The 25,335-nt window shown below is 65.4% G+C and carries 25 protein-coding genes; 17 read left to right on the top strand and 8 right to left on the bottom strand.

Annotated elements, in window-relative coordinates:
* Positions 1–220: 220 nt before the first annotated feature.
* The 3 genes from KFB96_RS26860 to KFB96_RS15145 are packed head-to-tail and all read left to right on the top strand — an operon-like array spanning position 221 to position 6,196.
* Entirely contained in the window at positions 221–1,006 is a 786-nt protein-coding gene (locus KFB96_RS26860) for a hypothetical protein (RefSeq protein ID WP_300970358.1), read from the top strand.
* A 41-nt stretch (positions 1,007–1,047) separates the two neighbouring features.
* Positions 1,048–2,052 (top strand): hypothetical protein, encoded by a 1,005-nt coding sequence (locus KFB96_RS26855; protein ID WP_300970356.1) that lies wholly within the window; start codon positions 1,048–1,050, stop codon positions 2,050–2,052.
* Positions 2,045–6,196: a DEAD/DEAH box helicase gene (locus tag KFB96_RS15145; protein ID WP_213457658.1), complete on the top strand. Its 4,152-nt coding sequence runs from the start codon at positions 2,045–2,047 to the stop codon at positions 6,194–6,196. The genes KFB96_RS26855 and KFB96_RS15145 overlap by 8 nt, the downstream gene beginning before the upstream one ends.
* Positions 6,197–6,400: 204 nt before the next feature.
* Here the strand turns inward: KFB96_RS15145 and lysM are convergent, their stop codons facing one another.
* Entirely contained in the window at positions 6,401–6,838 is a 438-nt protein-coding gene (gene lysM / locus KFB96_RS15140) for a peptidoglycan-binding protein LysM (protein ID WP_213457659.1), read from the bottom strand.
* A 160-nt stretch (positions 6,839–6,998) separates the two neighbouring features.
* Here lysM and KFB96_RS15135 point away from each other — a divergent pair, with 160 nt between their 5' ends.
* The 4 genes from KFB96_RS15135 to KFB96_RS26850 all read left to right on the top strand — a co-directional run bounded on the left by KFB96_RS15135 (position 6,999) and on the right by KFB96_RS26850 (position 10,951).
* A complete protein-coding gene (locus tag KFB96_RS15135) occupies positions 6,999–8,204 on the top strand; it encodes a cell surface protein (RefSeq protein WP_213457660.1) in 1,206 nt (401 codons plus the stop codon).
* Positions 8,201–9,157 (top strand): DUF6384 family protein, encoded by a 957-nt coding sequence (locus KFB96_RS15130; protein ID WP_213457661.1) that lies wholly within the window; start codon positions 8,201–8,203, stop codon positions 9,155–9,157. Before KFB96_RS15135 ends, KFB96_RS15130 begins: the two co-directional genes overlap by 4 nt.
* Before the next feature lie 85 nt (positions 9,158–9,242).
* Positions 9,243–10,721: a hypothetical protein gene (locus tag KFB96_RS15125; RefSeq protein ID WP_213457662.1), complete on the top strand. Its 1,479-nt coding sequence runs from the start codon at positions 9,243–9,245 to the stop codon at positions 10,719–10,721.
* A gap of 107 nt (positions 10,722–10,828) precedes the next feature.
* Positions 10,829–10,951 carry a hypothetical protein gene (locus KFB96_RS26850; protein WP_300970353.1) on the top strand — a complete coding sequence of 41 codons (123 nt, stop codon included), beginning with the start codon at positions 10,829–10,831 and terminating at the stop codon, positions 10,949–10,951.
* On the opposite strand, the gene KFB96_RS15120 is transcribed toward KFB96_RS26850, so the two are convergent.
* Positions 10,917–11,213: a metallophosphoesterase gene (locus KFB96_RS15120; RefSeq protein WP_213457663.1), complete on the bottom strand. Its 297-nt coding sequence runs from the start codon at positions 11,211–11,213 to the stop codon at positions 10,917–10,919. The genes KFB96_RS26850 and KFB96_RS15120 overlap by 35 nt on opposite strands.
* 60 nt (positions 11,214–11,273) lie before the next feature.
* Positions 11,274–12,230 carry an ADP-ribosylglycohydrolase family protein gene (locus tag KFB96_RS15115; RefSeq protein ID WP_300970349.1) on the bottom strand — a complete coding sequence of 319 codons (957 nt, stop codon included), beginning with the start codon at positions 12,228–12,230 and terminating at the stop codon, positions 11,274–11,276.
* Positions 12,231–12,612: 382 nt separating this feature from the next.
* Between KFB96_RS15115 and KFB96_RS15110 the strand changes: the two genes are divergently transcribed.
* The 5 genes from KFB96_RS15110 (at position 12,613) to KFB96_RS15090 (ending at position 17,101) form a co-directional block, all read left to right on the top strand.
* Positions 12,613–13,164 carry a cytochrome b/b6 domain-containing protein gene (locus KFB96_RS15110; RefSeq protein ID WP_213457664.1) on the top strand — a complete coding sequence of 184 codons (552 nt, stop codon included), beginning with the start codon at positions 12,613–12,615 and terminating at the stop codon, positions 13,162–13,164.
* Between the two features lie 240 nt (positions 13,165–13,404).
* The gene (locus KFB96_RS15105) at positions 13,405–14,583 is read left to right on the top strand and encodes an aspartate aminotransferase family protein (protein WP_213457665.1); all 1,179 of its coding nucleotides are present in this window, start codon (positions 13,405–13,407) and stop codon (positions 14,581–14,583) included.
* Between the two features lie 28 nt (positions 14,584–14,611).
* Positions 14,612–15,538 carry an ornithine carbamoyltransferase gene (argF, locus tag KFB96_RS15100; protein ID WP_213457666.1) on the top strand — a complete coding sequence of 309 codons (927 nt, stop codon included), beginning with the start codon at positions 14,612–14,614 and terminating at the stop codon, positions 15,536–15,538.
* A 251-nt stretch (positions 15,539–15,789) separates the two neighbouring features.
* A complete protein-coding gene (locus tag KFB96_RS15095) occupies positions 15,790–16,473 on the top strand; it encodes a TIGR04211 family SH3 domain-containing protein (protein WP_213457667.1) in 684 nt (227 codons plus the stop codon).
* A 172-nt stretch (positions 16,474–16,645) separates the two neighbouring features.
* Entirely contained in the window at positions 16,646–17,101 is a 456-nt protein-coding gene (locus KFB96_RS15090) for a bacteriohemerythrin (protein ID WP_213457668.1), read from the top strand.
* Between the two features lie 149 nt (positions 17,102–17,250).
* On the opposite strand, the gene KFB96_RS15085 is transcribed toward KFB96_RS15090, so the two are convergent.
* A complete protein-coding gene (locus tag KFB96_RS15085) occupies positions 17,251–17,532 on the bottom strand; it encodes a hypothetical protein (RefSeq protein ID WP_213457669.1) in 282 nt (93 codons plus the stop codon).
* A gap of 343 nt (positions 17,533–17,875) precedes the next feature.
* Positions 17,876–18,352 carry a HyaD/HybD family hydrogenase maturation endopeptidase gene (locus tag KFB96_RS15080; protein ID WP_213457670.1) on the bottom strand — a complete coding sequence of 159 codons (477 nt, stop codon included), beginning with the start codon at positions 18,350–18,352 and terminating at the stop codon, positions 17,876–17,878.
* Between the two features lie 120 nt (positions 18,353–18,472).
* Between KFB96_RS15080 and KFB96_RS15075 the strand changes: the two genes are divergently transcribed.
* Complete coding sequence (locus KFB96_RS15075; protein ID WP_213457671.1) at positions 18,473–18,718, top strand: HypC/HybG/HupF family hydrogenase formation chaperone; 246 nt, start codon at positions 18,473–18,475, stop codon at positions 18,716–18,718.
* A gap of 238 nt (positions 18,719–18,956) precedes the next feature.
* On the opposite strand, the gene KFB96_RS15070 is transcribed toward KFB96_RS15075, so the two are convergent.
* The gene (locus KFB96_RS15070) at positions 18,957–19,412 is read right to left on the bottom strand and encodes a hypothetical protein (RefSeq protein WP_213457672.1); all 456 of its coding nucleotides are present in this window, start codon (positions 19,410–19,412) and stop codon (positions 18,957–18,959) included.
* Between the two features lie 206 nt (positions 19,413–19,618).
* On the opposite strand from KFB96_RS15070, the gene KFB96_RS15065 reads away from it, so the two are divergent.
* The 4 genes from KFB96_RS15065 to KFB96_RS15050 all read left to right on the top strand — a co-directional run bounded on the left by KFB96_RS15065 (position 19,619) and on the right by KFB96_RS15050 (position 23,459).
* Positions 19,619–20,434, top strand: coding sequence for a pyruvate, water dikinase regulatory protein (locus KFB96_RS15065; RefSeq protein WP_213457673.1), 816 nt, complete (start codon positions 19,619–19,621; stop codon positions 20,432–20,434).
* A gap of 97 nt (positions 20,435–20,531) precedes the next feature.
* A complete protein-coding gene (locus KFB96_RS15060; RefSeq protein WP_213457674.1) occupies positions 20,532–21,629 on the top strand; it encodes a Re/Si-specific NAD(P)(+) transhydrogenase subunit alpha in 1,098 nt (365 codons plus the stop codon).
* Between the two features lie 120 nt (positions 21,630–21,749).
* Positions 21,750–22,046: a proton-translocating transhydrogenase family protein gene (locus KFB96_RS15055; RefSeq protein WP_213457675.1), complete on the top strand. Its 297-nt coding sequence runs from the start codon at positions 21,750–21,752 to the stop codon at positions 22,044–22,046.
* Between the two features lie 12 nt (positions 22,047–22,058).
* Complete coding sequence (locus KFB96_RS15050; protein ID WP_213457676.1) at positions 22,059–23,459, top strand: NAD(P)(+) transhydrogenase (Re/Si-specific) subunit beta; 1,401 nt, start codon at positions 22,059–22,061, stop codon at positions 23,457–23,459.
* A gap of 299 nt (positions 23,460–23,758) precedes the next feature.
* Here the strand turns inward: KFB96_RS15050 and KFB96_RS15045 are convergent, their stop codons facing one another.
* Positions 23,759–25,150, bottom strand: coding sequence for an alginate export family protein (locus KFB96_RS15045; protein WP_213457677.1), 1,392 nt, complete (start codon positions 25,148–25,150; stop codon positions 23,759–23,761).
* Positions 25,140–25,310 carry a symporter small accessory protein gene (locus KFB96_RS15040; protein ID WP_213457678.1) on the bottom strand — a complete coding sequence of 57 codons (171 nt, stop codon included), beginning with the start codon at positions 25,308–25,310 and terminating at the stop codon, positions 25,140–25,142. Before KFB96_RS15040 ends, KFB96_RS15045 begins: the two co-directional genes overlap by 11 nt.
* Positions 25,311–25,335 lie beyond the last annotated feature (25 nt).

Genomic DNA, 25,335 nt, shown 5'->3' with positions numbered 1-25,335 from the left:
GGCGCCGAGCAGTGTCGCCGCTGCGGCCTGGAGCTCAACCTGCTGTACGCGGTTGATCGTGCCGGCGATGCCGTCGTCGCGCGCGCGATCCGCCGTCTCGCCGAGGACGACAGGGTCGGCGCCATCCGCGATCTGAAGCAGGCACGGGCCTTGTCGGGGGGCGCGTTCGTTTCCGCCCTGCTCGCCTTTGCACGTTCGACACCCTCTGCAGAGTCCGCCCATGACATTACAACAGGCCCTCTGGCTCCTGACTGCCGAGCAACTGAAACAGCGCCGCAACCTGCTGTTGAACGGGAATCGCTCGACCCGCAAAGCGGATATGGTCGAGGCGATCTCGCATGAGCTCTTGTCGGCGGATCTAAGCCAGTATTGGGGGAGGCTCTCCGAGATCGAGCAGAACGCCCTCGCCGAGAGCGTTCATCGCTGGGGCGGATTCTTCGACCGTGCCGGCTTCAAGGCACGCTACGGCTCGCTTCCGAACCTCGTCGAGCCGGTGGCCTATTCCTATTCGCGGCCCGAGCGCGGTCGCCAGGAGCGGCGTTCGCTGCTGCCGCTCTTCTTCTACGACGGATCGATCCCGGAGGATCTCTGCAAGCGACTGGTGTCGATCGTCGCGGTGCCGACGCCGCTCGAGATCGCAAGCTGCGCCGACGAGGACCTGCCGACGAGTATTGCCTCGGCAATCGTCCTGGAGCCCGACGAGGCCGCCTCCGAGCCGCTGCGGCGTCTCGCCACCGAGACCCTGATCCATCACGACCTGCCCGGCGTGCTGCGCCTGATCGGTCAGGGCCGCATCAGCGTCGGTGCCAAGACGGGTCTGCCGAGCAGCGCATCCATGACCAAGCTGGAGAGCGTCCTGCTCGGCGGTGACTGGTACACCGCGGACGACGACCTGGACGAACCACGCTCGGCCGGCGGTCCGATCCGGCCCATTCGCCCCTTTGCCTGGCCGCTCCTGCTGCAGGCCGGGGGCTGGCGAAGGCCGACGGCAGCAAGCTGGTCCTGACCGCCCGCGGCAACAAGGCGCTGTCTCGGCCGGTCGAGGAGGTGGTCTCGCACCTGTTCGCGCGCTGGCAACAGAAAGGCACGCCCGATGAGCTGCGTCGTGTCGACCTGATCAAGGGGCAGACGGCAAAAGGCGTGCGACTCAGCGCGGTGTCGGAGCGCCGAGCGGTCATCGCCGAGGCGCTCCGGGACTGCTGTCCCCCGGGCCGCTGGGTGGCCATCGACGAGCTCTTCCGACAGATGCAGTTCCGCGGCCGCCGCTTCACGGTGACCGAGAACGCCCGGGGGCTGTATTTCGTCGAACAAAACTACGGCAGCCTGGGATTCAACGGGGCCGACGGATTCGAGATCCTCCAGGGACGCTACATCCTCGCCTATCTCTTCGAGTATCTCGCGACACTCGGTATGCTCGATGTCGCCTACACCTCGCCCTACGCCGCGAGATTGGATTACACGGATGCTTGGGGGAGCGATGAGTTTGCCTTCCTGAGCCGTTACGACGGGCTCAGGTACATCCGGCTCAATGCGCTCGGCGCCTACTGTTTGGGGCTCGCCGAGATCTACGCGCCCGTGCTCCCGAAACGACCGCCGCTATGCTCGATCGGGGCCGATCTGCTCCTGACCCTCAAACGCGAGCCCGAGCCGGCCGAGCGGATGGTGTTGGAGCAGATCGCCAAGCCGCTCTCGGCAAGGCTGTGGCACCTGGATCCCGATGCCGTGCTGCGGCACAGCGCGGACACCGGCGAGCGAGGACGCATCCGCGCCTTCGTCGAGTCGTCGACGGACGAGGCTCTGCCTGCCGAGGTCGTCCAACTGCTCCGCGACGTCGAGGAGCGCGCGAGCGCACTCGTCGATGCCGGACCGGCTCGGCTCGTCAAGTGTCGGGATCCCGCCATTGCCGTCATGCTGACCTCGGATCCCGTCACGGCCCCGCACTGCACCCGGGCGGGCGAGCGCCTGGTGTGTGTCCCCGAACCGAAGCTCGCGGCCTTCCGCAAAGGGCTTGCCAAGCTGGGTTTCGTGCTCCCGGGGACCGGCAATGGCTGATGCGCTCGCCGCCTATCGTGCGCTGCCGGCGGACGAGCAACGGATCCTGCGTGTGCTCTCGGTGATCTGCGAGCCGGTTGCCCGAGACCGGCTGCAGCAGATTCTGGACGCCTTGGAGTGGCGCGATCGGGCGGGGGCGCCGTTGAGTCGGCATGTCGACGAGGCCCTGATCCGGCGCTTGGTCGGGTCCGGCCGGATCCAATCGGAGCGCAGCGCGCTCGCCTGTCATCGCGATCTGCTCGAGCCCCTGACGCGCGAGACGCTCGCCGACGGCACCTTCGAGTCGATCGCCGCGGCGGCCGAGCGGGTCATTCCGGTCGTCCCCCCGAACGCCCCCACCTGGCTCGTGCCGAGTCCCGAGCGGCGTCTGCGGATGGTCCGCGTTGCCCTCTACGCAGGGCGTCAGGACGAGGCGCTGCGGATGTTCGCCTTGAGCGATCAGGTGTCGTTGAGCGGTTTGTCCGCGGCCCATGTCATGCCGCTGACCCAGGTCTTGACGTCCTCGACGGACCTCGCCTGGATGGAAACACTCGACCCACGGCTCAAGATCGCCGGTCTTGTCCCGCCGTTGCGCCTGGCCGCCCGCGACATGATCGAGCGCGCCGGCGCCTACGCCCTCATGGAAAAGCTCTTCATCCCGCTCGTCGGAACCCATCCCGAAGCCGCCGACGCCTTGATCGAGCAGCGGTTGCAGCGCGGCGAGCTTGCCGAGGTTCCGTCCTTGCTGGACGGACGCAGCGATCCCGCCGCCTTGGTTCAGCGCGGTTGGCTGCAGTTCCTCCTCGGCAACTACGAGCAGTCCCGCGACGACTTCGATGCGGCTCGGGAAACCATCCGCAAGACGACCCGCAAGCGCAAGGTCTATCTGCCCGGGATTCCGGGTGTTCTGGCCTTGCTGACGCGGCTGCGGCGTGGCGAGCGGGAGGACTTCGAGTGTGTTCAGCAGCAGGTCGCGATCGCGCTGCGCGCCGATGTCACCGACCCCGTCGAACCCGTGTATCGGCTGCTCGGCGAGCTGACGGCCGTCTTGGCCGGACAGCGGCGGGTGGACGAGTGCGCCTGGCTGAACCAACGCCTCGGGTTGCGCGGTGCCTTCGTGCTCCTGCTGCAGTCCCTGATGCTGCATTGGCTCGGCGAGCGGCCGGCACCCGAGGCGCTCGAGGTGCTCGCCGGCTGGGCGGCGAAGGCGCATCGGGCCGGGTACCTCTGGTACGCCCACGAGGCGACGGCACTCCTGCATGCCTTCGGTTTCGAAGGCGAGCGACCGGAGCTCGGCAAGCGGCCCGCCGGTCTGGTGTCGATGACCGATCTGCTCGCACGCAAGGCGGCCTGGGAGATTGCGCTCGATGCACTCAAGGGGCTCGGCGCCCATGCCGCGCCCGGTGTGGACACCTCCGCGGGCACCGATCGGCGCATGGCCTGGCAGCTCGGTTTCATCAAGACGCACGGCATGCTGGAGCCGCGCGAGCAGAAGCGCATGAAGCGGGGCGGTTGGACGAGCGGGCGTGCCGTGTCGCTGCAGAAGCTTGTCGAAGAGCCGGAGAGCTTCGGCTATCTGACCCCGCAGGATCGCGAGATCTGCGCCTGTATCGTCCGCGAGCAGGGCACGACCTGGTATGGCGGCTCCGACCGCCTCAGCTATCGCTTCGATGCGGACCGTGCGCTGCTCGCCGCGGTCGGTCATCCGCTGCTGACGGTGCGCCGGCAAGGAGGCAGCGGCGTCACCGAGCTTCCGCTCGAGCTGGTGCTCGGCGACCCCGTGCTCTCGGTGGTCCGGCGCCATCGGGACATCCTGGTGACCATCGAGCCCTTCCCGCCGGAAGGCCGTGCGCTCTTGCCGGTCGACGAGACGTCGAAACGCGTCCGTCTGGTCCGGTTCGAGCCCGCCCATCGCGACATCGCCCGCATCCTGGGACCCGAGGGTCTCAAGGTCCCCGAAGGTGCGGAGGCGCGGCTGCTCGAAGGGCTGGCCGCCGTGGCCCCGATGGTCACCGTCCATTCGGATATCGTCGGGGACGACAGCGCCGCCGAGGCCATGGCCGCCGACGCCAGACCGCACCTGCACCTGAGCCCTTTTGCTGCCGGTCTGACCCTGGAGCTGCGGATGCACCCGTTCGGCGACAGCGCCCTTCAGCTCCTGCCGGGGCAGGGACGGGCGACCTTGCTCACCGAGATCGAGGGGCGCGCCGTACGCTGTACCCGCGACCTCGAAGGTGAGCGCACGGCGGCGCGCGAGGTGCTCGACGCCTGCCCCGCGCTCCGCGACAACGATTCCTGGAGCTGGTCGCTCGATGACCTGGAAACAGCGCTGACGACGCTCGAGCAGCTCCACGCGCTCGGCGAGGCGGTCGTTCTGGATTGGCCCGAGGGCAAGCGCATCGGGCTGACGGCCGAGATGCAGATGGCTTCTCTGCGCTTCAAGATCGAGCAGGAGGGCGACTGGCTCGACCTGCAGGGCGAGATCCGGCTCGACAGCGGTCGGATCCTCCTCATGCAGGAGCTGCTGGACCTGGCGGCTGCCGCAAAGGGACGTTTTATCCCGCTCGGCGAGCGTGACTTTCTCGTCCTCAGTCAGGCGTTGCGGCGCAAGCTCGACGGCCTGCGCGGTCTGACCGACAACGGCCGCTTCCATCCGCTCGCCGCACCGGCCATCGCCGAGGCGATCGAGGGGATGACGCTCGATGCGGACAAGGCCTGGCAAGGCCTGCTCGATCGCCTCGCCGCCGTCGAGGAGCTGGAGCCCGAGATCCCGTCCACGCTGCAGGCCGAGCTGCGCGACTACCAGATCGAGGGTTACCGCTGGCTCGCCCGGCTCGCGCATTGGGGTGCCGGCGCCTGTCTCGCAGACGACATGGGCCTCGGCAAGACCTTGCAGGCGTTGGGCTTGATCCTGTCGCGTGCACCCAAGGGTCCGACCCTGGTGTTGGCGCCGACCTCGGTCTGCGGCAACTGGGTCGACGAGGCGCAGCGTTTCGCGCCCACCCTGCAGCCGCGCCGCTTCGGTTCCGGCGATCGGGCCGCCATGTTGGATGCTGCCGGCCCCTTTGATCTGATCATCTGCAGCTACGGCCTCCTGCAGACCGAAGGGGAGCGTCTCGCCGCGGTGTCCTGGGAGACCATCGTCGCGGACGAGGCCCAGTCGTTCAAGAACGCCCTGACCAAGCGCTCGCAGGCCATCATGCGGCTCAAGGGCGACTTCCGGATGATCACCACGGGGACGCCTGTGGAGAACCATCTCGGCGAGCTGTGGAACCTCTTCCGCTTCATCAATCCGGGGCTGCTCGGCTCGCTGGAGACCTTCAACCGCCGCTTCGCGATCCCGATCGAGCAGAACAAGGACACGGGCGCGCGGCATCGGCTGCGTCAACTGCTGCGCCCCTTCATCCTGCGCCGGCTCAAGAGCGAGGTCCTCAGCGAGCTGCCGCCGCGCACCGAGATCACCTTGCGGCTGGAGCTGAGCGACGGCGAGCTGGCCCTCTACGAGGCGATGCGACGACAGGCCGTCGAACGCCTGTCCGGCCCGGAGGCGGCGGCCAACCCCGGCCAGCAACGCATTCAGCTCCTCGCCGAGATCATGCGTCTGCGCCGAGCCTGCTGTCATCCGCGTCTGGCGCTTCCCGACAGCGATCTGTCGAGCGCCAAGCTGGATGCCTTCAACGAGATCCTCGACGAGCTTCTCGAGAACCGCCACAAGGCCCTGGTCTTCAGCCAGTTCGTCGACCATCTCTCACTGATCCGCGCCCATCTCGACGCCCGCGGCATCCGCTACCAGTATCTCGACGGCTCCACCCCGGAACCCCGGCGCCGCGCCGCCGTCGCCGCCTTTCAAGCCGGCGAGGGCGAGCTCTTTCTGATCAGTCTGCGTGCCGGCGGTGTCGGTCTGAATCTCACCGCCGCCGACTATGTGATCCATATGGATCCTTGGTGGAACCCCGCCGTCGAGGATCAGGCCTCCGACCGCGCCCATCGTATCGGACAGCAGCGTCCGGTCACCGTCTACCGACTGGTCGCCAAGGATACGATCGAGGAGCGGATCCTGGCGTTGCATGCCGCCAAGCGCGATCTGGCGGATGGGTTGCTCGAGGGCAGCGAGGGCGGGGGGCGGTTGAGTTATGCGGATATGTTGGCCCTCGTGCGCGGCTGAATCGCGTCTCGAGGACAACCGCAGGGTTTGAGTGGGGAACGGGGGTGGAGCGGGGCGCTATCTCGGCGGGGACGCGATTCAGGATATCGACAAGGGAATTTCGAGCAGGGCGTCGGGCGTCGTGTGTAGGGGCGACTTCAGTCGCCCACACCCATCACTCAAACACAGCGGAGCGGCTGAAACCGCCCGATGCCCTTGATGACTCTACCCGGCCGACGTGGGAATCCGGATCTTCTGTCCGGGATAGATGAGGTTGGCGTCCTTGATGACCTCCCGGTTGGCCTCGAAGATGCGGGGGTAGGCGTTGGCGTCGCCGTAGTATTTCTTGGCGATGGCCGAGAGTGTGTCGCCCTTCTCGATCGTGTAGAAGTCGACCTCGGCGGTCTGGGGCGGCGCGGTGAGCTGGTCGGCCTTGACCTCCGCGACGCCCTTGACGTTGCCGGCCATGAGCACGGCCTTCTCCATCGCCTCCGGGCTCTCGGCCTCGCCGGTCAGCGAGACCACGCCGTTGTCGTAATTCACGGTCAGTCCCTTGACCCCGGGGTTGTCCTGCTCGATCTCCGCCTTGATCTTCTCTCCTGCCTCGGCGTCGTTGCCGAAGAGCTTCTTGCCGACGTCTTTCGCGAAATCGAAGAGTCCCATAGTGTCCCCCCAGTGTGTTGTAACGTCTTGACCACCAATGCGGCAAGGATAAAACTAGCACACGGAACGACCCCTGGCCATTCATTGCGCGTCTGCGCTGTCGATGACCTTTACCACAATCCAAGTCCGGCGGATCCGCCCCGGCCTTGCGGAGGACGCCATGAGCACCACAGAGACCGCCGCCGTTGCGACCGTGACCCCCATCCAATACCTGGACAAGGCCATGAACGGCCTTCACGACCTGGGACTGCTCCCGACCGAGGGGGACCGACAGGCCGACCCGATCGTTGCGCTCTTGAACCGGATCTCGACCCTCGACGAGGGCCGCGTGACCGCCATCGCACGGACACTGAGCCAGGCGTCGCTCTTCAACGACGTGGTTCGCCGGCAGGTCCAGGCGATGGAGATCGGCAGTCGCTACGAGGACATCACCAACGCCTTCAACAGCATCCGCGACGATGCCAAGACGATGGTGGATCAGATCGAGGACGGCAAGCTCGATACCTTCGAGCGCCTGAGCAACGTCTGGATGAAGGCCACGCGCGGCGATATCGCCGCGCGTTTCGACAAGATCAAGACGAGCTATCTGGACGTCACCTCCTCCACCGACGACCAGATTCGGCGCGAGCATCGGATCCTCGAAGCCTATCAAGACTTCCGCGGCGCGCTGAAGCAGTCAGAGGTGCTGGCGCTCGAGGTCCTTAAGACCGCGCAGGACCGGCTGGACGCGGCGAAGGCGGCGCTGGCGCAGGCCATGACGCAAGTCGAGGCGAATCCCTCGAGCGAGCCGGCCGAACGCGCCCGCCTCGAGCTGGCCCGCGACGAGCAGGTGCGCGCACTGCAGCTCGAAGAGAAGCGCTATCAGATCGCCAAGGATCTGTCCGACAACCTGACCATCTCCTACAACACCTCCGAGGTGGTCATGGCGCGTCTCCTCCAGACGACCAACGCCAAGGAGCGGGTCTATGCTCAGGCCGTGAGCTTCTTCAGCACCAACGAGGTGGTCCTGACGGCGCTCACCGCATCCTTCACCGGGATGTTCGGGTTGCACGAGGGAACGCAAACGGTGGAGGCGATGAAGGAGGGCGTGAGCCAATCGCTCGAGGTCCTGGCCGATATCGGCGGCAAGGTCCAGGAAGCGGCGGTGCGGGCGGGCTATGGGCCGACCGTGCGTGCCGACGCGGTCAAGAAGTTGGTCGACTCCGTGGTGACCTGGCAGACCCGATCGCACGAGATCATCGAGGAGATGCGCACCCAAAGCACCCGCAACGCCGAGGAGATCCGCGACGCGGTCGAGGAGGGTAAACGCAAGCTCGCACGCCTCGCCGAGGAGGGCAAGGGTCTCGATCTCAAGGTTCAGGCATGAGCAACGATGTCGCTGTCGACAGCGGCGTGCGGCCGGTCGGCGCAGCGGCGGCGCAAGCCGCGGTCGCCGGCAGCACGCATCCGCTCGACGAGGTCATGCTCGCGATGGACGTCGTGGATACGCTGCGACGCCGCGAGCGTCTGGTCAAGACCGAGCTCGACGACCTGAATCGCGAGGAGGATCTCAAGGAGCGTCTGCGCAAGATCTACGCGGCTCAGGGGATCGATGTGCCGGATCTTGTGATCGAGCAAGGCGTGGCGGCACTCAAGGAGGGGCGCTTCACCTATGCCCCGCCGCCGCGCTCGCTCGCGACACGGCTTGCCCGGATCTATGTCAACCGCGGCGACTGGGGTAAGTGGGTCGGCGGGATCCTGGGCATCATGATCCTCGCCGCCGTCATCCACTATGTCTCCTTCGTGGCCCCGGATGCCGATTTGCCGCGGGATTTGGTGCGCGTCCACACGGAGGCGATCGCGTTGGCCGAGAGCGACCCGGCGCGCGAGACCCTGGAGAGTTATCTCGGAGCAGGCCAATCCGCGATGCGCAACGACGATACCCAAGGCGCCCGCCGAGCGCTGCATGAGCTGGAGATGGCCCGGACGACTTTAGGGCAGGAATACAGCCTACGCATCGTCAACCGTCCGGGAGAGCAGACCGGCATTTGGCGTGTTCCGGATATCAACACCGGTGCCCGCAACTATTACATCCTGGTCGAGGCCGTGGATCCGACCGGGCGGGTGCTCCGCGTGCCGATCCGCAACGAAGAGACCCGCGAGACCGAGGCCGTCGCCACCTGGGGTGTTCGCGTGGACGAACCGACCTTCAACGCAGTTGCGCGCGACAAGCAGGACGACGGCATCATCGATCGCGACCGCTTCGGCTACAAGGCCCGCGGCGAGTTGGTTCCGCGGTACGACATGCCAACGACCGGGGGGGCCATCACGCGATGGTAAGACCCGATCCCGCGATTGAACGGACACGCCGAGATGCGGCTCGGCATATCCTCGCGGCAAAAGCCGCTCACCCTGGAGACCGCGCATGATGTCCGGCAGACAAACCCTCGGCGAGATCGATCGGGCGGTCGACGATTCACGCGCCCGGGTCGCGGCGGTCGAGGCACGGGTCGAGGCCGCCGAGCAGCAACTGCAGGCGCAACGCCGGGGACAGCTCGAAGACTACAAGGCGCTCGCGCAGCTTCGCGTCGGATTGCTCGCCGACGCAGCCTTGCTCAACCACCTGGACCAATCCGAGCAGCAGGTCACGGCGCTTCTGGCCCAACGCGAGACCGCTCTGACGCTGCTGACTGAGCAGATCCAATTTGCCGAGTCCGCATTCCGTACCTTGGAGTCGGAGCGCAACGGGCAGGCGGCTCGGGTCGATGCCGCGGTTCAGGCTGCGGACGCTGCGGAGGCCCATACCCAGGCCCGGCTTGGCGCCGACGACGCCTACAAGGCTCGGCTCGAAGGTGCCACGGAGGCCGAGCGCAAGGCCGCACACGCCGCCGAGAAGGCAGACCGCAGCGAAGCGGAACGCGAAGAGAAGGGCGTCTCGTACCGCGACGATCCGCTCTTCATGTATCTCTGGAAACGCCGATACGGCCGGCCCGAGTACCGGGCATGGAGGCTGACTCGGTGGCTCGACGGCAAGGTTGCACGCCTGATCGGCTATGCCGACGCCGGTGCGAACTATGCCCGCCTGAACGAGATCCCGGAGCGCCTGCGCGAGCACGCCACGGCGCTCGCGACCGCCGCCGAGGTAGAGGTTGCCGCCCTGAAGGAACTCGACGAAGCCGCGCGGGTCGAGGACGGTATCCCGACCCTCGACGCGGAAATCGTCGAGGCGCAGGCGGCGCTCGAGGCCATCGACCAGCGTATCGCCCAAGCGCGTAGCGACCTCCAGGGTCTCGAGGTGCGAAAGGCTTTTTATGCCGCCGGGCAGGACGACTACAGCGCAAAGGCGCTTGAGCTGGTAACGTCCGAGCTGCAGCGCGATGACTTGCTGGAGCTGCGCCGCGAAGCCCTCGCCACCCCCTTCCCTGAAGACGACCTCATCGTTGCTCGCCTGCTGGAGCGCGAGGACGAGCTGCGCCGACTCGACGGCGCGCTTGAACCGCTGCGTGCGTCGCTCGTGCAGGCACGGCAGCGTCTCGTTGAGGTCGAGACCCTGCGCTCGGACTTCAAACGCAACCGCTACGATCGCGCGGACTCGCGATTCGGCAACGAGGCCATGATCGCCATGATGCTGGGGCAGTTCCTGAACGGCGCCTTGGACCGACGCAACCTCTGGCGCGTCATGCAGGAGCAGCAGCGCTATCGCCCGGAGCGCTCCGATCCCGGTTTCGGCTCCGGTGCCTTCGGTCGCGGTACCGTCTGGGGCGGCGGCCTCGGCGATGCGCGTCGCCAGAGCGACATCTTCGGCGGCTTGGGCCGCGGGAGCGCCGGTCGCACTGGTGGCAGCGGTGCGGCCGGGAAGCGCGGCGGGAACAGCGGCGGCTTTCGCACCGGCGGAGGCTTCTGATGGCGTTCGCGCGGCGACGCCTTTAGGTCGGCCCGGTGTCCCGCCCGCTTCGGTCGTTGCGCTGACGAGGTCGCATCCTGATCGTCTTCGCCGCATTTCCGCCCGCGGTGCTCAAGGCCATCTTCGCCGATGGCTACGCTCAAGAGCCCGAGCGTGTCGCCTCCATCGTGCTCCTCGGCAACGCCGCCGCCCTGATCACGCTCCCGGCCGTCCTGCTGTTGGTGCTCTGAGCGTCGCCGCAGGCGTGGCCCAAGCCACGGCGTTGAGCTCGTGATTGCCCATGACCGAAAGCGCCTGCTCGGCGTCGACCATCGCGCGAACGACCTTCATCACCTCGACCTGCTCCGGTCCGCGATCGATGAAGTCGCCGAGGAAGATCACCTGGTGCGTCGGATGTCGCCAGACGCCGTCTTGTTCGCGGTAGCCCATCTTGGCGAGCAGCGCCTCGAGCGCCCCGGCGCAGCCGTGGATGTCGCCGATCAGATCGTACATCTCCGCTCCTCTGTTGACCCTGTCGATCGCCGATCGCCGCCAGCGGCGGGTATGTGGCCGTCATGCATCGAGCCCGAGCAGTCGATCCGCGAGCCCGGCAATCTCGTCGCGCTGCGGCAGGGTGTCGAGCCACGGCGTCGGGATCGCCTCCGTGCCCAGCGCCGCGCCCAGCAGGGCGCCGGCAAGGCACGCGACGGAATCGGAATCACCGCGGATCCGCGCGGCCTTCTCGACCGCCAGACCCAGATCGGCCGGCCAGCGCAACGTCGCCCCCACAGCAAGGCCCAGCGCACTGCCGGAACGCCAGCCGCCGTCGCCCGGCGGAATGGCCTCTTCATCGAGCCAGTCCTCGCCGCGCTGCGCCCACGCCAGTGCTGCGCGCAGGCTCGCCGCGACCTCTCCACCTTGCTGCCAAGGCCCGTCGAGCCCTTGGATCGCCTCTTCGACCAGCAGCGTGTCCCAGCGTCCCGTCTCCAGGATCGCTCGTACCAGCCAGGCCCCGGCGATCGCCGCCTCCACCGCGTTGGGATGGGCATGGGTGAGCAGCGCCGAGATGCGCGCAGCCTCGATCAGGTCGTCGCCCCGATAGGCCAGCGCCAAGGGCACGATCCGCATCACCGCTCCGCAGCCGTCGGACTCGCGCACCCCGCTGGTAGTCCAGTCGTGCTCGCGCTCGAAGCGCGCGGTCCCGGTCAGGCAGGTGCCGCCCGGCGCGGTCGATGGGGTCAACGGGTCATGGCTCCAGCGCACAAACGCCTCGCCGACCAGCGTGCCGAATCGGTCCGGCTCGAACGGCCCCGCTCCATGCTCCAGGATCGCCTCGCCCAGATAGAGCGACATGTGGGTGTCGTCGGTCCAATGCCCCAGATGGACCGGCCGGGTGCGCACGCTCGCGTCCTTCACGAACTCAAGCGGGGCGCCGAAGCGGTCGCCACACGCATGGGCGAGCAGGGCCGCGCGGGCGCGGTCGGAAAAAGTCGAGTTGTCGTCGGTGCGGGTCATCGGTCTCTTCTCCATCGAGTGAGGCTCGGTCCTGTCCGAGCAAGACGTCGGATGTCCGTGGCTTCAGATCAATCTCGAGCCATCCTCTTGTCCATGTTCCGTCACTGTTGAAGGATAACCCTGTCGTGCGACAGAGGTCTTCGCAAACCGATCCGGAGTCACGGCAAAGAGTGCGCCCAAGCGACTCCGCAGTATCGCCGTCCATCGGCGTCCTTGTCTGGCTTAAACCCGAGACGTCCGCGTCCATCGGTGGTTGTGTCGGTGCCCGCAGGTACTACTTTATGGCAGGAGAGAGACCGGAAGAAACCGCGTTGGATGACGCAGGGGGCGTTTTGGCGAGCAAGGAGCACATCGCCACCGACGTGACTCATCACAACAATGTCTTTCGGAGGATTGGATGGAAACCCTTCGTTACAACTATGCTCAGCGACTCCTGCATTGGTTGATCGCCCTGCTGGTTTTGGGTTTGCTCGCTGTCGGGTCCTTGCTGGGAACCCTCGGGTTCGAAGGACTGAAGGATCTGGTTGGATTGGAGATGACCAATCAGCTCTATGGCTACCATAAGACATTCGGGATCCTGTTGCTGGCCCTGATGCTTCTGCGCCTCGGGCTGAAGCGTCTTTTGCAGTCTCCGGCCTACCAACCGCCTTTGAGCGGTTTGGAGCGTGCGGCCAGCCTGACCGTCCACAGTCTCTTTTATGTTGCGCTGATCCTGATGCCGATGCTGGGATGGCTGGGTACTGCGGCGGGCGGTTTCCCCGTGCAGTTCTTCGATCTGACCCTGCCCGGGCTGATGCCCGAGAATAAGGAGCTGAGCAAGACCCTGTTCCAGCTTCACGCGATAGTCGGTTGGGCGATTCTGAGCTTGATTCTGATTCACGTCTCCGCCGCGGTTTATCACTGGCGGATTAAACGTGACGGTGTGATGAAGCGTATGAGTCTATTCTGATGCTCCGGGCGGAACGCGATGTCGATGCCTGCGCGGATCGGCCGGCGATTGGGGCGGATCCTCTTGTCTGCAACTGATCGCGTCTCCGCTCGGGGTCGTCGGGGACCAGGTGTCTCGGGTTCTTGTCGCTCGGGTTCTTTTCGCGCTATATTCCCCGGCTTCGCCTTTGAGCAGAGGCGGTTTCCCGTGTTGAGGAACCGCCTTTTTTTGTTTTTCGGAGACGCAGCGGGGTCTGCCGTAATGACCGAACCCTTGATGGCCACTTATAAACGTTTGCCGGTCGCCTTCGCGCGCGGCGAGGGCGTTTGGCTGTGGGATACGGAAGGCCGACGGTACCTCGACGCGCTTTCGGGCATCGCGGTGTGCGGGCTCGGGCATGCGCACCCGGCGGTGCGCGACGCGCTTTGCGAGCAAGCGGGCTTGTTGGTGCACACGTCCAATCTGTACCGGATCACCGAGCAGGAGCGCCTCGGCGCGATGCTGACCGAGATGTCCGGCATGGATCGGGTCTTCTTCGGCAACTCAGGTGCGGAGGCCAACGAGGCCGCGATCAAGATTGCGCGTCTGCATGCTCACCGGCGCGGGGTCGAGAATCCCGCGATCCTGGTCGCCGAGAACAGCTTCCACGGGCGCACGCTCGCCACGCTTTCGGCGACCGGAAATCGCAAGGTCCAAGCCGGTTTCGAGCCGCTCGTGCAGGGCTTCGTGCGGGTGCCTTACGACGACGTCGAGGCGATCGAGACCGCGGCGGCCAACCGTTCGAACATCGTGGCCGTTCTGGTCGAGCCCATCCAGGGCGAGGGCGGCATCCGCATCCCGGCGCCGGATTACGGGCAGCGTCTGCGCGAGCTTTGCGATCGGCACGGCTGGCTCTTGATCTGCGACGAGATTCAGACCGGAATGGGGCGCACCGGGCGGTGGTTCGGGCATGAGCACGGCGGTGCGGCCCCGGACGTCGTCACGCTCGCCAAGGGGCTCGCCAATGGCGTGCCGATCGGTGCTTGTCTGGCCCGCGGGGCTGCGGCCGAGGTCTTCGGGCCGGGTGCGCATGGCTCGACGTTCGGCGGCAATCCATTGGTTTGCCGGGCAGCACGCGCCGTGCTGGAGACGATCGTTGCCGAAGATCTGATTGCCAACGCGGCCGAGCAAGGCACCTATTTACTCGAGGGTTTTCGCACGGCCTTGAGCGACGTGCCGGGCGTGGTCGAGGTGCGCGGGCAGGGTCTGATGCTGGGGATCGAGCTGGATCGCCCCTGTGCCGATCTGGTCGTGCAGGCGCTCGAGGCCGGTCTGCTGATCAACGTGACGGCGGATCGGGTCATCCGGCTTCTGCCGCCCCTGATCTTGGCCCGAGCAGAGGCCGACCGACTTCTTGTAGGGCTGACCGCCCTAGTCAAGCGCTGGCTCAGCGATGCCTGAGCAGCGCCCCGCGGAAGAGACGATGTCCATGGATGCCGATCAGACACTTTGCCGACACTTTTTATCCCTGCTCGATCTAAGTGCCGAAGAGGCCCGCGGGCTGATCGCACGGGGGACCGAGCTCAAGCGGATGTTGAAAACCGGCGAGGTCTATCGGCCGTTTCCGAACCGCACCTTGGCGATGATCTTCGAGAAATCCTCGACGCGCACCCGTGTGTCCTTCGAGGTCGGCATGGTGCAGCTCGGCGGTCACGCCTTGTTCCTGTCCCCGCGCGACACGCAGCTCGGACGCGGCGAGCCGATCGAGGACAGTGCACGGGTGCTCTCGCGCATGGTCGACGCCGTCATGATTCGGACCTTCGATCACGACATCGTGGAGCGTTTCGCCGCGCATTCGGGCGTACCCGTCATCAACGGCCTGACCGACCGTCTGCATCCCTGTCAGCTCCTGGCCGACATGCAGACCTATCACGAGCATCGCGGCGATATCCGCGGTCGACGGGTGACCTGGATCGGCGACGGCAACAACATGTGCCACTCCTTCATGGAGGCTGCGCAGGTGTTCGATTTCGAGCTGAGGGCGGCCTGTCCGGAAGGGTTCGAGCCGGATGCCGATCTGCTCGCCGCGGTCCAAGGGCGTTGCACCATCCTGCGCGATCCGCAGGAAGCCGCCGAGGGGGCCGATCTGATCGTCACCGACGTCTGGGCCAGCATGGGTCAGGAAGAGGAGCAGACGAAACGCGAGGCCCTGTTCGCGCCCTTCCAGGTTGACGATGCCGTCATGTCGCGGGCCGCGCCCGACGCACTTTTCATGCACTGTCTGCCGGCACACCGGGGAGAGGAGGTCTCCGCCTCCGTGATCGACGGTCCCAGATCCGTGGTCTGGGATGAAGCCGAGAACCGTCTCCACGCCCAAAAGGCGCTGCTGGAATTTCTCCTGCTGCCGCAAGGGTGACAGGCGCCAAGCCCTGGTGTATACCGAGCGCACGTGGGTTTTTCGCCGCAATGCACGCCCCGCGCACGCCGGGCCGGCGTGGCGCCTCCTCGCCGTAGGGGTCGCTACGCCTCGTCGGCGCGCCTTGTCCCGACGCGCGCGTGACGCACCCTGCTGACCGAAAAACCCACGTGCGCTCGGTATAACTTGCCGTTTCCGCTGGCTCGACGCGACCGCGCACGTCCGAACCTACGCCTCGCCGAGGATGCCCCGTGAGACGTTCCGCATTCCTCTTTGTCCTGCTGCTGGGCATCGAATCTGCTCAGATCCTGCCCGTATGCGCCGCGACGCGCTATGTCACGGACTCGCTCGAGGTCACCTTGCGCACGGGCGAGAGCAACCGCTATCGCATCATCCGCATGCTGTCGAGCGGCACGCCGGTGGAGGTCGTCAGCGTCAACAAGGCGACCGACTATGCGCGCGTGCGCACCGAGGACGGGACGGTCGGGTATGTGCTCGAGCGTGAGCTGCAAGACGAGCCTGCTGCGCGCAACCGCGTCATCGAGCTCGAGAAACGCTTGGTCGAGCTTCAGGGGGAACCGGACACGCTGGCCGCGAGGCTCGGGGCACTGCAGACGGCGTACGACCGGCTCGATGCCGACTTCCAGGTGGTGCAGCGCGAGAAGCTGCGGCTCGAGCAGGAGCTGGCCACCATTCGCCATGCCTCGACCAATATCCTCGACATCACCAGCGACCGAGAGCGTCTGCGCATCCAGGTCAGCGAGCTCACGCGCGAGCGCGCCGATCTCGAGCAAGCCAACCGCGACCTCGGCAATCGGACCAACCAGCGCTGGTTCATGATCGGCGCCGGGGTCATCCTCATCGGCGTGCTGATCGGCTTGTTTTTGCCGCACCTGAGCTTCCGTCGTCGGCGCGGGTCCTGGGGGTCGCTCTGAAGCGCGACGTGCTCCGGCCCTGCGCAGCGGCGTCGTTCGGTGCGTCGAGGGTTGTGCGAAGCGGGGCGCCTGGCCCGGTCGGAGGAGGTCGAGGTGCCCGGTCAGAGGATGAGCCGGCCTGTGCTAGACTCCCGGCGAAGGCGAGTCCGATTCCAACTCCGAAGGGGTCTTCATGTTAAGAGAGTGGTCCGATATCTACAGCATCGGCATCGAGGAGATCGACCGACAGCATCAAGGCTTCTTCGCCGCGTCGCATCAGCTCTACGAAGCGATCCTGGACCGCGAGGCCAAGACCGGCGTGATCGAGGCCGTCGCTTTCATGCGGGCCTACGCCGAGACCCATTTCTCCACCGAAGAAGACTTCATGCGCCGGCACGACTATCCGGATCTCGACGCGCACCTGAGACAGCATGTCGCCTTCATGCTGCGCTTGGATGCGCTGGAAAACGACCTGCGGACCTTTGGTCCCGGTCAGGAGCTGGCGGATCGGGCCTTGGAGATGACCCAGGATTGGTTGATCGATCATATCGCCGACGAGGATGTCCTCTACGCCCTGCATGTGAAGGCGGGCGAGCTCGGTGATTATCCGGCCGGACATCGGGAGCAACCGACGATCGGGGATCGGTAGCCGCGGAGCCTGCAGCAACGCGGGTGCCCCGACCCCGCTGCCGGCGCCTGTCGTGTCCTGCGTTGTCGGGCCAGCCCTGTTCCGATCGAGCTGCCCCGACGGCCCACGTCACGAAGACGCGGCGCCGCCGGAGCTGACCGGGCAATCGGTCAGGATGCCTTATCGACACCCTCCGAGGCAGCCGCATCCGGGGCCGGCGTCTCGGGGGCCGCCGCTTTCGCCTTCCCCGTGCTGCGGCAGTGGCTTGTGACCTCGATGCCGTCCTTTCGTGTATAACCGGCTTGCCAGCGGCATGCCTCGGTCGTCGTGCATACCGCTTCTTCCAGGCCCTTGCACGCGGATGCGGCGAAGACCGAGCCGCTGAGCGCGAAGGCGATCGTCACTGTTGAAAGTGCAAAGGCCGAGAGAGAGCGAATCGTCGTGGGTTGCATGTAGGCAGATCCTCGTTTGCGGTTTGGTGATGGCACGCTGCCGATGTAAACGTGGCGTGCTCATGAACGATAGAACCAAATCGTACACAAATCAAGGATGCTTGTGCGAAGGCGAAGCCGAAGGCGGAGCAGTTCAGAGATTCCGAAACCGTCCTAAACCGCGCCCAGCGCAGTATGCGAAATTTTTGGATGGGATCAGCCTGGGCAGACTTGACGACCGTTGGAGCCGGCGCGGTTTAAGATATTAATAAATATATTATTTTAAAACGCGTCCCCACTAAGGGCCGTGGGTGCACCAAACGTCGAGCTCACTCGAAAGCTAGCACCTCGCTCTGGACGCGGTTTAGGTTTCAGTATCCCAGCGATCCAGCAGCGAGCGGATCCGTGCGATCGCATCGGGAATCGCGGCCTCGACTGCCGGTGTCAGGCGGTCGCCCCAGCCGACGAACGCGGGCTCGATGCCGACCAGTGCGCGCTGGAGCGGGAGCGTGTCGGTGAGGCGTGCGATGTCCATCAGGTCGGAGAGACTGACCTCGTGGACGGTCTTGGCGTTGACGCTGAGCTGGCGATCCATCGCCTCGCCCTCGAAGACTCTGACGCTGCCGGGCGGTTCGCCCATCGTCGCGGCATCCACGACGATCAGTCGCGGAGAGTCCCCGATCGGCAACGCGAGCGTGAAGCTCAGGGTCCCGCCGTCGATGCACACGAGGGATGCGTCCGGACCGCTGTCCTGCTCGAGTCGGCGGACCACTTCGGCGCCGACCGCCTCGTCGGTCATGAGGACATTGCCGAGGCCGAGGATGAGGGTGGTTGGTTGCACGGCGTTGAACCTTCTGCCATTGGTGGTTGATCTTCCGATCGTTTGATCTGAGTCCTTGCAGGGGTGCGCGGTGCGGCTTAGCCTGCCGTGCAATGATCGACTTCCCTTGAGGGCTTGTCCATGTGTCTCGGTATTCCGATGCAGATCCAGTCCGTCGACGGCTTCCTGGCCCGTTGCACGGCGAAAGGCGCGGAGCGCGAGGTCAATCTCTTCATGCTGCAGGACGACACGATCGGTGTCGGCGACTATGTGGTGGTCCATCTGGGCCACGCGATCAGTCGCATGAGCGAGGAGGAGGCGGCCGCGGCCTGGGAGATCTATGACGCGATCCTGGCGGCGCAGGACGGCGACCGGGTCGAGCTTTGACCCGGCGGGCCGGGGTGCCCGAGCGGGCAACCCGACCGCAGTGCGGACTTAAACCGCGCCCTGTGCGGTATGCGATGTTTTTGGATGGGATCGGCCCCGGCAGTTTTGACGACCGCTGGAGTCGGCGCGGTTTAAGATATTAAAAAATATATTATTTTAAACCGCGTCCCCACTAAGGGCCGTGGATGCACCAAACGTCGAGCCCACTCGAAAGTGAGCATCTCGCTCTGGGCGCGGTTTAGCCCAAGAATGCCTCGGCCAGCGTGTACTGATGCTCGGCCTCGGATGTCTCGGGCGCGTCGTCGTCCTCGATGAGGGTGCAGTTGACGGCCATGCGTGCCTGCATGGCGGCCTTCCATGCGCGGTTTTGTTTCTCGCTCAGGAGCGCGTCGGGCGTCAGGGCGGCTGCGGCGGAGGCGGCGACGAAGTGATCGGCCTGCGCCAGCCAGTCGGTGTCCTTGCCGCAGGCGGTGTAGGTCTTGGTGGCATACGCCTTGGCCGCCTTGAAGGCGTCTTCAAGCTCGCCGGGGGCGACCTGATTACGCATCCCGACCTCGATGGCGCGATTGACCCGCTCGTCCTTGCTCAGGCGTATGACGTGCTGGGCGAAGCGGGAGCCGAGAATACGTTGCTGCTGCGCGTCGAGTCCGTTGAGGGCGTCGCGCAGCGCGTGGTCGTTGTTGATCTTGGGCATCGGGAAGCTCCTCGGCCTGTCGGTGGACCGGCCGGGTGGTGTGCCGGCTCGGCAAAGATCGGTCGCGATGCGGACCGAAACCGTTCTCGGGACGTGCGGCGCACCTGGTATCCCAGTCGCGCCCACACGCTGTGGTGATCAGCGTTTCTCCATATCACCAAATTCCAATATACACTGCATTGACTTGCATCACTCTGTCAGGGCCTATGAATCGCACCGTCTTCTTCGTCTCAGAGAGCACCGGCATCACCGCCGAGACGCTCGGCCACAGCCTGTTGTCGCAGTTCGATACCATCGACTTCGAGCAGGTCTACATGCCCTACATCAACACCGACCTGCGCGCCAAGGCGTTGACGCAGCGGATGCAGGAGGCTGCAGACCGCGACGGGGTTCGCCCGGTCGTCTTTGCAACCATGCTCAACAACGAGATCCGCGAGATCCTGCAAAGCGGCAACTGCTACTACGTCGAGCTCTTCGAGGGTTTTGTCGAGCCGCTCTCCGTGGAGTTGGGCGTGCCGCCGAGCCGCAAACCCGGACGTAGCCACGCCATCACCAAGCCGAGCTATTACACCAAGCGGATCGAGGCGATCAATTTCGCCATGGCCAACGACGACGGGATCCGGCCGGATAATTTTCATCGTGCGGACGTGGTCTTGATCGGTGTCTCGCGCTCGGGCAAGACGCCGACCTGTCTCTATCTCGCCATGCATTACGGTCTGCGCTCGGCGAACTATCCGGTCACCGAGGAGGACTTCGAGCGCGGGGATGTCCCCCAGTTGGTGTGGGATTGCCGTCATAAGCTCTTCGCGCTCACCATCGATCCGCAGCGCCTGCAGCTGATCCGCGAAGAGCGTCGCCCCGGCAGTGGCTACGCGTCTTTGGAGCGTTGTCAGGAGGACATCCGGATGGCGACTCAGATCTACAAGCGACTTCAGATCCCGGTCCTCAACACCACCAGTCAATCGATCGAGGAAATCTCCTCGCACATCATCAAGGCGCTGCGCGGGAGCGGGGAGCGCTGAGGTTGCGCGGGTGGTTGCGGCGACCGTTCCTCCCACCCATAATGCGCGGGTTTTTGCCGCTTGCGGGCGGCCGACCTGCGGATAGGACGACAGAGCGATGAAGATCGGAATTCCCTTGGAGACTGCCTCCGGCGAGACCCGCGTGGCCTCGATCCCTGAAGTGGTCAAGAAATTGATCGGTAAGGGTTTCGAGGTAATGGTCGAGGCCGGTGCCGGGTCGCGTGCCGGCTACCCCGACGCGGATTACGCGGCGGCGGGTGCGCAGCTGACCGACCGCGCGGGTGCCTTCGATGTCGATCTCCTGCTCAAGGTTCGTCGCCCCGATGCAGCGGATGTCGAGGCGCTGCGTCCGGGCGGGCTCTATATCGGTCTGTTGGAGAACTGCGGCGAGGACGAGATCCTCTCGGCGATGCTCGCCAAAGGGATGCGTGTCCTCGGCATGGAGCGGATGCCGCGCACCTCGCGCGCCCAGTCCATGGATGCCCTGTCCTCGCAGAGCAACATCGCAGGCTATCGCGCGACCATCGAGGCGGCGGCCCGCTACGGCCGTTTCCTACCCATGATGATGACCTCCGCCGGCTCCGCCAAACCGGCCCGGTTCGTCGTCTTGGGTGTGGGTGTCGCCGGGCTGCAGGCAATCGCCACCGCACGCCGTATAGGCGCCGACGTTTATGCCTACGACGTGCGGCCCGAGACCCACGAGCAGATCCGCTCCCTAGGCGCCAAGCCGATCGAGCTGGACCTGGGTGAAAGCGGTGCCGGCGAAGGCGGTTACGCCAAGGAGCTCTCCGAGGAGGCGAAGGCCAAGCAGCAAGCCGCCTTGAGCGACCAGCTCGCCAAGGCCCACGTCATCATCACTACGGCCCTGATCCCCTGTCGTCCGGCCCCGGTCCTGGTCACGGAGGAGGTCGTCAAACGGATGCGGCCGGGCTCGGTCATCGTCGATCTGGCCGCAGCCAATGGCGGCAACTGCCCCCTGACGGTCGCGGGCGAGATCGTCGAGCGCCACGGCGTGACCCTTGTCGGTTTGACCAACTTTCCCGCCTTGGTCCCGGCGGATGCGAGCGCCTTCTACGCCCGCAACCTCGCCAATCTGATCGAGATCATGTTCACCCCGAGCGAGTCCGGTCCGGTCCTCAAGGACCTCGCCGAGGACGACATCACGGCGGCCATGCTCGTGCAGCCCGCGGCCTGAGATCGGTCCGAGACATCGAGCCGCAAAGGCAGCTTTGCGGTTCAATCGCCTTTTCTGCGATGACTGACCACGGATCATCGGCAACGCGCCGCTGTTCAAGGTCCAACCGGAGTTACCCCTATGCCCGAGGCACTCGATCCCTCGCTCGTTGCCCTTTATGTCTTTATTCTGGCCTGCTTCATCGGCTACTCGGTGGTCTGGGGCGTCACGCCCTCGCTGCACACCCCGCTGGTGGCGCTCACCAACGCCATCTCCGGCATCGTCCTGGTCGGCGCCCTGCTCGTTGCCGGTGATCCCGAGGCGGGGCTCTTCACCCGGTTCATCGGCTTCATCGCCGTGCTCCTGGCGTCCATCAATGTCTTCGGCGGCTTCCTGGTGACACACCGGATGCTCTCGATGTTCAAGAAGAAAAAGTAAGGACAGGCCGTCATGACGCTCTCGGTTAATCTTCAGGCGGTGGCCTATCTGGTCTCCGCCGTACTCTTTATCCTGGCCCTCAAGGGCTTGACCCATCCGGCATCGGCCCGGCGCGGCAACCTCTACGGTATGCTCGGCATGCTGATCGCCGTCGTCGCGACCCTGATGGGCGATCAGGTCCAGTCCTACGGATTCATCATCGTCGGGATGACCCTCGGTGCCGTCATCGGCGTCGTCGTGGCCCTGCGTATCCAGATGACCGCCATGCCGCAGTTGGTCGCCGCCTTGCACAGCTTCGTCGGTATGGCCGCTGTGCTGGTGGCCATCGGGATCTTTCTGACAAAGCGCAGCGCAGGCGAGCTGAACGCACTTCTGATGGGCGAGATCTCCGCCGGCGTGGTCATCGGCGCCATCACCTTCACCGGATCGGTCATCGCCTTCGGCAAGCTGCAAGGTCTGTTGAGCGGCAGCCCGGTCAAGTTCAAGGGCCAGCATCTGCTCAATGCGCTGTTGGGGATCGCGACCCTCGCCCTGGCCGTGCATTTCGCCATGACCGGCAGCTTGCTCTCGCTGACCCTCATGACGTTGCTTGCATTCACCCTCGGTGTGACCCTGATCATCCCGATCGGCGGGGCGGACATGCCGGTCATCATCTCGATGCTGAACAGCTATTCGGGTTGGGCCGCGGCCGCAACCGGTTTCACCTTGCACAACAACCTGCTCATCATCGTCGGCGCACTGGTCGGCTGCTCCGGCGCGATCCTCTCCTACATCATGTGCAAGGCGATGAACCGCTCGATCATCAACGTCGTCTTCGGCGGTTTCGGCTCGGACAGCAGCGGTGCGGACAGCGCGGGCGCGGTCGCCGCCGAGAAGGGTGTGAAATCGGCCGCGGTCGAGGACGCCGTTTACTGGATGGAGGATGCCAACCGCGTCATCATCATCCCGGGCTACGGCATGGCCGTCGCGCAAGCCCAGCATGCCCTGAAGGAGTTGATGGAGCACCTGGAAGCCCGCGGCGTGGAGGTGAAGTTCGGCATCCATCCGGTCGCCGGCCGCATGCCCGGACACATGAACGTGCTGCTCGCCGAGGCCGACATCCCCTACGACCGCGTGCTCGAGATGGACGAGATCAACCCCGACTTCCCGAGCACCGACGTGGTGCTGGTCGTCGGCGCGAACGACGTCGTCAATCCCGCGGCCAAGGAAGACAAGACGAGCCCCATCTACGGTATGCCCATCCTGGAGGCCGGCCGAGCCCGTCAGGTCTACTTCCTCAAGCGCTCCATGCGTCCAGGCTATTCGGGCGTCGACAATCTGCTCTTCTACCAGGAGAACACCTCGCTGGTCTTCGGCGACGCCAAGGACACCATCGAGGGGATGAACACCGCGTTGAAGGGTGGCGGGCACTAAGCCCGAGCCGGCGCCCCGCACGGGATGCGGGGCCGGCTTTCCGGGCGCCTCGTTCCCGGCTAGACTCGAACGAGGCGCGTGTCGGCAAGTGCGGTCGACAACGAGGTGGACTCGGTGGAAGCCAGACGACTCCGAACGCTCGACTCGCCTATGCGCTCGACGCCGGCGGCTATCGCATCATCTTCTCAGCCGAATACCCGCCCGTTAAGTCACCCGGACGCGTCCGGGTGCCGCCGTTCGATGCCGTCGAGATCGATCTGGGCTCGCCGCTCGGCGACGATTGCCTGTGTCGCCCGCCCTTACCAGGTGAGATTCAACTCCGCACGGACGAAGTAGGATTCGTCGCGCCGGTTCTCGGCGTAATAGTCCCCCGGCCAGAGGTACTCGGCGACCAGGTGTCCGGCGACGTGCTTGCTGAGCTTGGTCCTGACCCAGATCGCAGCGAGATGTCCGCGGAAGCGGCTTTCTCCGCTGAGGTTGACCAACTGCGCCGGGGTGCGGGTGGTCATCTCGTCGGCCCAGAGTGCGTGATAGTCGACCGTGACCAAGGTGGTCGGGTGGGCCTGGGTGCCCCAGCCGAGATTCAGGCGGCTCAGGTTCGTCGCCTCGCCGACGCGGCTCTCCAGCGGCCACTGATAGATCATGAGCTCGCTCCATTGCGGCCAGCGCCCCCAGAGCGGGTCGAAGGCTTGGGTGCCGTCGCTGTCGGGGTCGTTGCCGGAGAGAAACTCGTAGCCGAGATGGAAACGGTTGGCGAGCGGATCATTCAGGCTGTAGGTGGCGCGTCCGTTGAACCCGAAGGCATCCAGATCTGCATTGTTGCGGGTACCCCACTGGTAGGCCGCCTCCGCACGCAATGCCCATTGGGGGAAGAGCTTCGATTCCGCACGCACGCCTGCGGTATAGGCCACACCCGAATCGGGCGGGGACGGGAAAGGTGCACCGTTGTTGACCCGAATGTTGCCCGGCGTATTGTCCGGCGTGCTGCTTTTATAGATCAGATAGCCGTCGAGGTCCGTGTCCTTGACCAGGCTCTTGTTGCGCGCGTAGAGGATGGCGCCGGTCTCGTATTGCTCGATCTGATCCTCGATCACCCCGTTCAGCGGGCTCGGGAAGCGCCCGGTGTCGGCGTCCTGATTGAGGTAGATGAGGTCGAGCGTGGTCCCGATGGACGCCAGTTGATAGGTCGCGCGGGCCGCATCGAAATAGATGGTCCGCGAGCCGTCGAGCGGCGTACCTTCGAGCACCAGCCAGCCGTTGCCGAGGATGATCTCCTGGCGGCCGAGTTTCACCGAGAGCGGCGAGCCGGCGATGTCCTTGAATGCGATATCGAGCAGATCGAAGAAGAGTCCGCCGCTGTACCAGGTTTCGAATCCCGGCACCGGCCATTGATTCTCCTTGGGCTTGTTGTAGTGACGGCCTTCCCACATGAGGCGCGCGGTGCCGACGATGTGGTCGGTCGGTGCGTAGATCCCCCAAATGCGCCCGCGATACCGCTGAAAGGTCCGGTCGGCGGTCGGGCTTTGGTCGTTCAATCCAACGTTGCCGATAAAGACTTGGCGTAGACGCAGATCCGCCCCCGGCTTGAAGCTCGAGACCGCATCGGTCTCTTGAGTGCCGGCCGAGGCGCCTGACGAAAACAGAGCGGCAGTGAATGCCGCCAGCCATGTCGATGCGTGTCTAGAAATCATCGTCCACCTTCTTCTCGTCCAGCGCCCAAAGGCGGTCCTCCGGGGTCACCTCGTCGCGCGCCGCGTTGCGACGCACGAGCCCGTAAATGATGCCGATCACGGCCATCGAGATGGCGCCGAAATAGGCCATAAGGACATACGGATCATCGATACCCAGCATCCCATGCGCTCCTGAATTGAATTGC

This window comes from Thiocapsa sp. (assembly GCF_018399035.1).
Lineage (GTDB): Bacteria > Pseudomonadota > Gammaproteobacteria > Chromatiales > Chromatiaceae > Thiocapsa.
This window is presented reverse-complemented; position numbering and strand designations above follow the sequence as displayed.

Bases quoted from the DNA above. Each gene is read 5' to 3' on its own strand.
- KFB96_RS15040 (WP_213457678.1), bottom strand. From the start codon at position 25,310: ATGCTGGGTATCGATGATCCGTATGTCCTTATGGCCTATTTCGGCGCC.
- KFB96_RS15130 (WP_213457661.1), top strand. From the start codon at position 8,201: ATGAGCAACGATGTCGCTGTCGACAGCGGCGTGCGGCCGGTCGGCGCA.
- KFB96_RS15055 (WP_213457675.1), top strand. From the start codon at position 21,750: ATGCCCGAGGCACTCGATCCCTCGCTCGTTGCCCTTTATGTCTTTATT.
- KFB96_RS15070 (WP_213457672.1), bottom strand. From the start codon at position 19,412: ATGCCCAAGATCAACAACGACCACGCGCTGCGCGACGCCCTCAACGGA.
- KFB96_RS15085 (WP_213457669.1), bottom strand. From the start codon at position 17,532: ATGCAACCCACGACGATTCGCTCTCTCTCGGCCTTTGCACTTTCAACA.
- KFB96_RS15060 (WP_213457674.1), top strand. From the start codon at position 20,532: ATGAAGATCGGAATTCCCTTGGAGACTGCCTCCGGCGAGACCCGCGTG.
- KFB96_RS15050 (WP_213457676.1), top strand. From the start codon at position 22,059: ATGACGCTCTCGGTTAATCTTCAGGCGGTGGCCTATCTGGTCTCCGCC.
- KFB96_RS15065 (WP_213457673.1), top strand. From the start codon at position 19,619: ATGAATCGCACCGTCTTCTTCGTCTCAGAGAGCACCGGCATCACCGCC.
- KFB96_RS15045 (WP_213457677.1), bottom strand. From the start codon at position 25,150: ATGATTTCTAGACACGCATCGACATGGCTGGCGGCATTCACTGCCGCT.
- KFB96_RS15110 (WP_213457664.1), top strand. From the start codon at position 12,613: ATGGAAACCCTTCGTTACAACTATGCTCAGCGACTCCTGCATTGGTTG.
- KFB96_RS15075 (WP_213457671.1), top strand. From the start codon at position 18,473: ATGTGTCTCGGTATTCCGATGCAGATCCAGTCCGTCGACGGCTTCCTG.
- lysM (WP_213457659.1), bottom strand. From the start codon at position 6,838: ATGGGACTCTTCGATTTCGCGAAAGACGTCGGCAAGAAGCTCTTCGGC.
- argF (WP_213457666.1), top strand. From the start codon at position 14,612: ATGGATGCCGATCAGACACTTTGCCGACACTTTTTATCCCTGCTCGAT.
- KFB96_RS15115 (WP_300970349.1), bottom strand. From the start codon at position 12,230: ATGGAGAAGAGACCGATGACCCGCACCGACGACAACTCGACTTTTTCC.
- KFB96_RS15105 (WP_213457665.1), top strand. From the start codon at position 13,405: ATGACCGAACCCTTGATGGCCACTTATAAACGTTTGCCGGTCGCCTTC.
- KFB96_RS15135 (WP_213457660.1), top strand. From the start codon at position 6,999: ATGAGCACCACAGAGACCGCCGCCGTTGCGACCGTGACCCCCATCCAA.
- KFB96_RS26860 (WP_300970358.1), top strand. From the start codon at position 221: ATGACATTACAACAGGCCCTCTGGCTCCTGACTGCCGAGCAACTGAAA.
- KFB96_RS15090 (WP_213457668.1), top strand. From the start codon at position 16,646: ATGTTAAGAGAGTGGTCCGATATCTACAGCATCGGCATCGAGGAGATC.
- KFB96_RS15120 (WP_213457663.1), bottom strand. From the start codon at position 11,213: ATGTACGATCTGATCGGCGACATCCACGGCTGCGCCGGGGCGCTCGAG.
- KFB96_RS15125 (WP_213457662.1), top strand. From the start codon at position 9,243: ATGATGTCCGGCAGACAAACCCTCGGCGAGATCGATCGGGCGGTCGAC.
- KFB96_RS15145 (WP_213457658.1), top strand. From the start codon at position 2,045: ATGGCTGATGCGCTCGCCGCCTATCGTGCGCTGCCGGCGGACGAGCAA.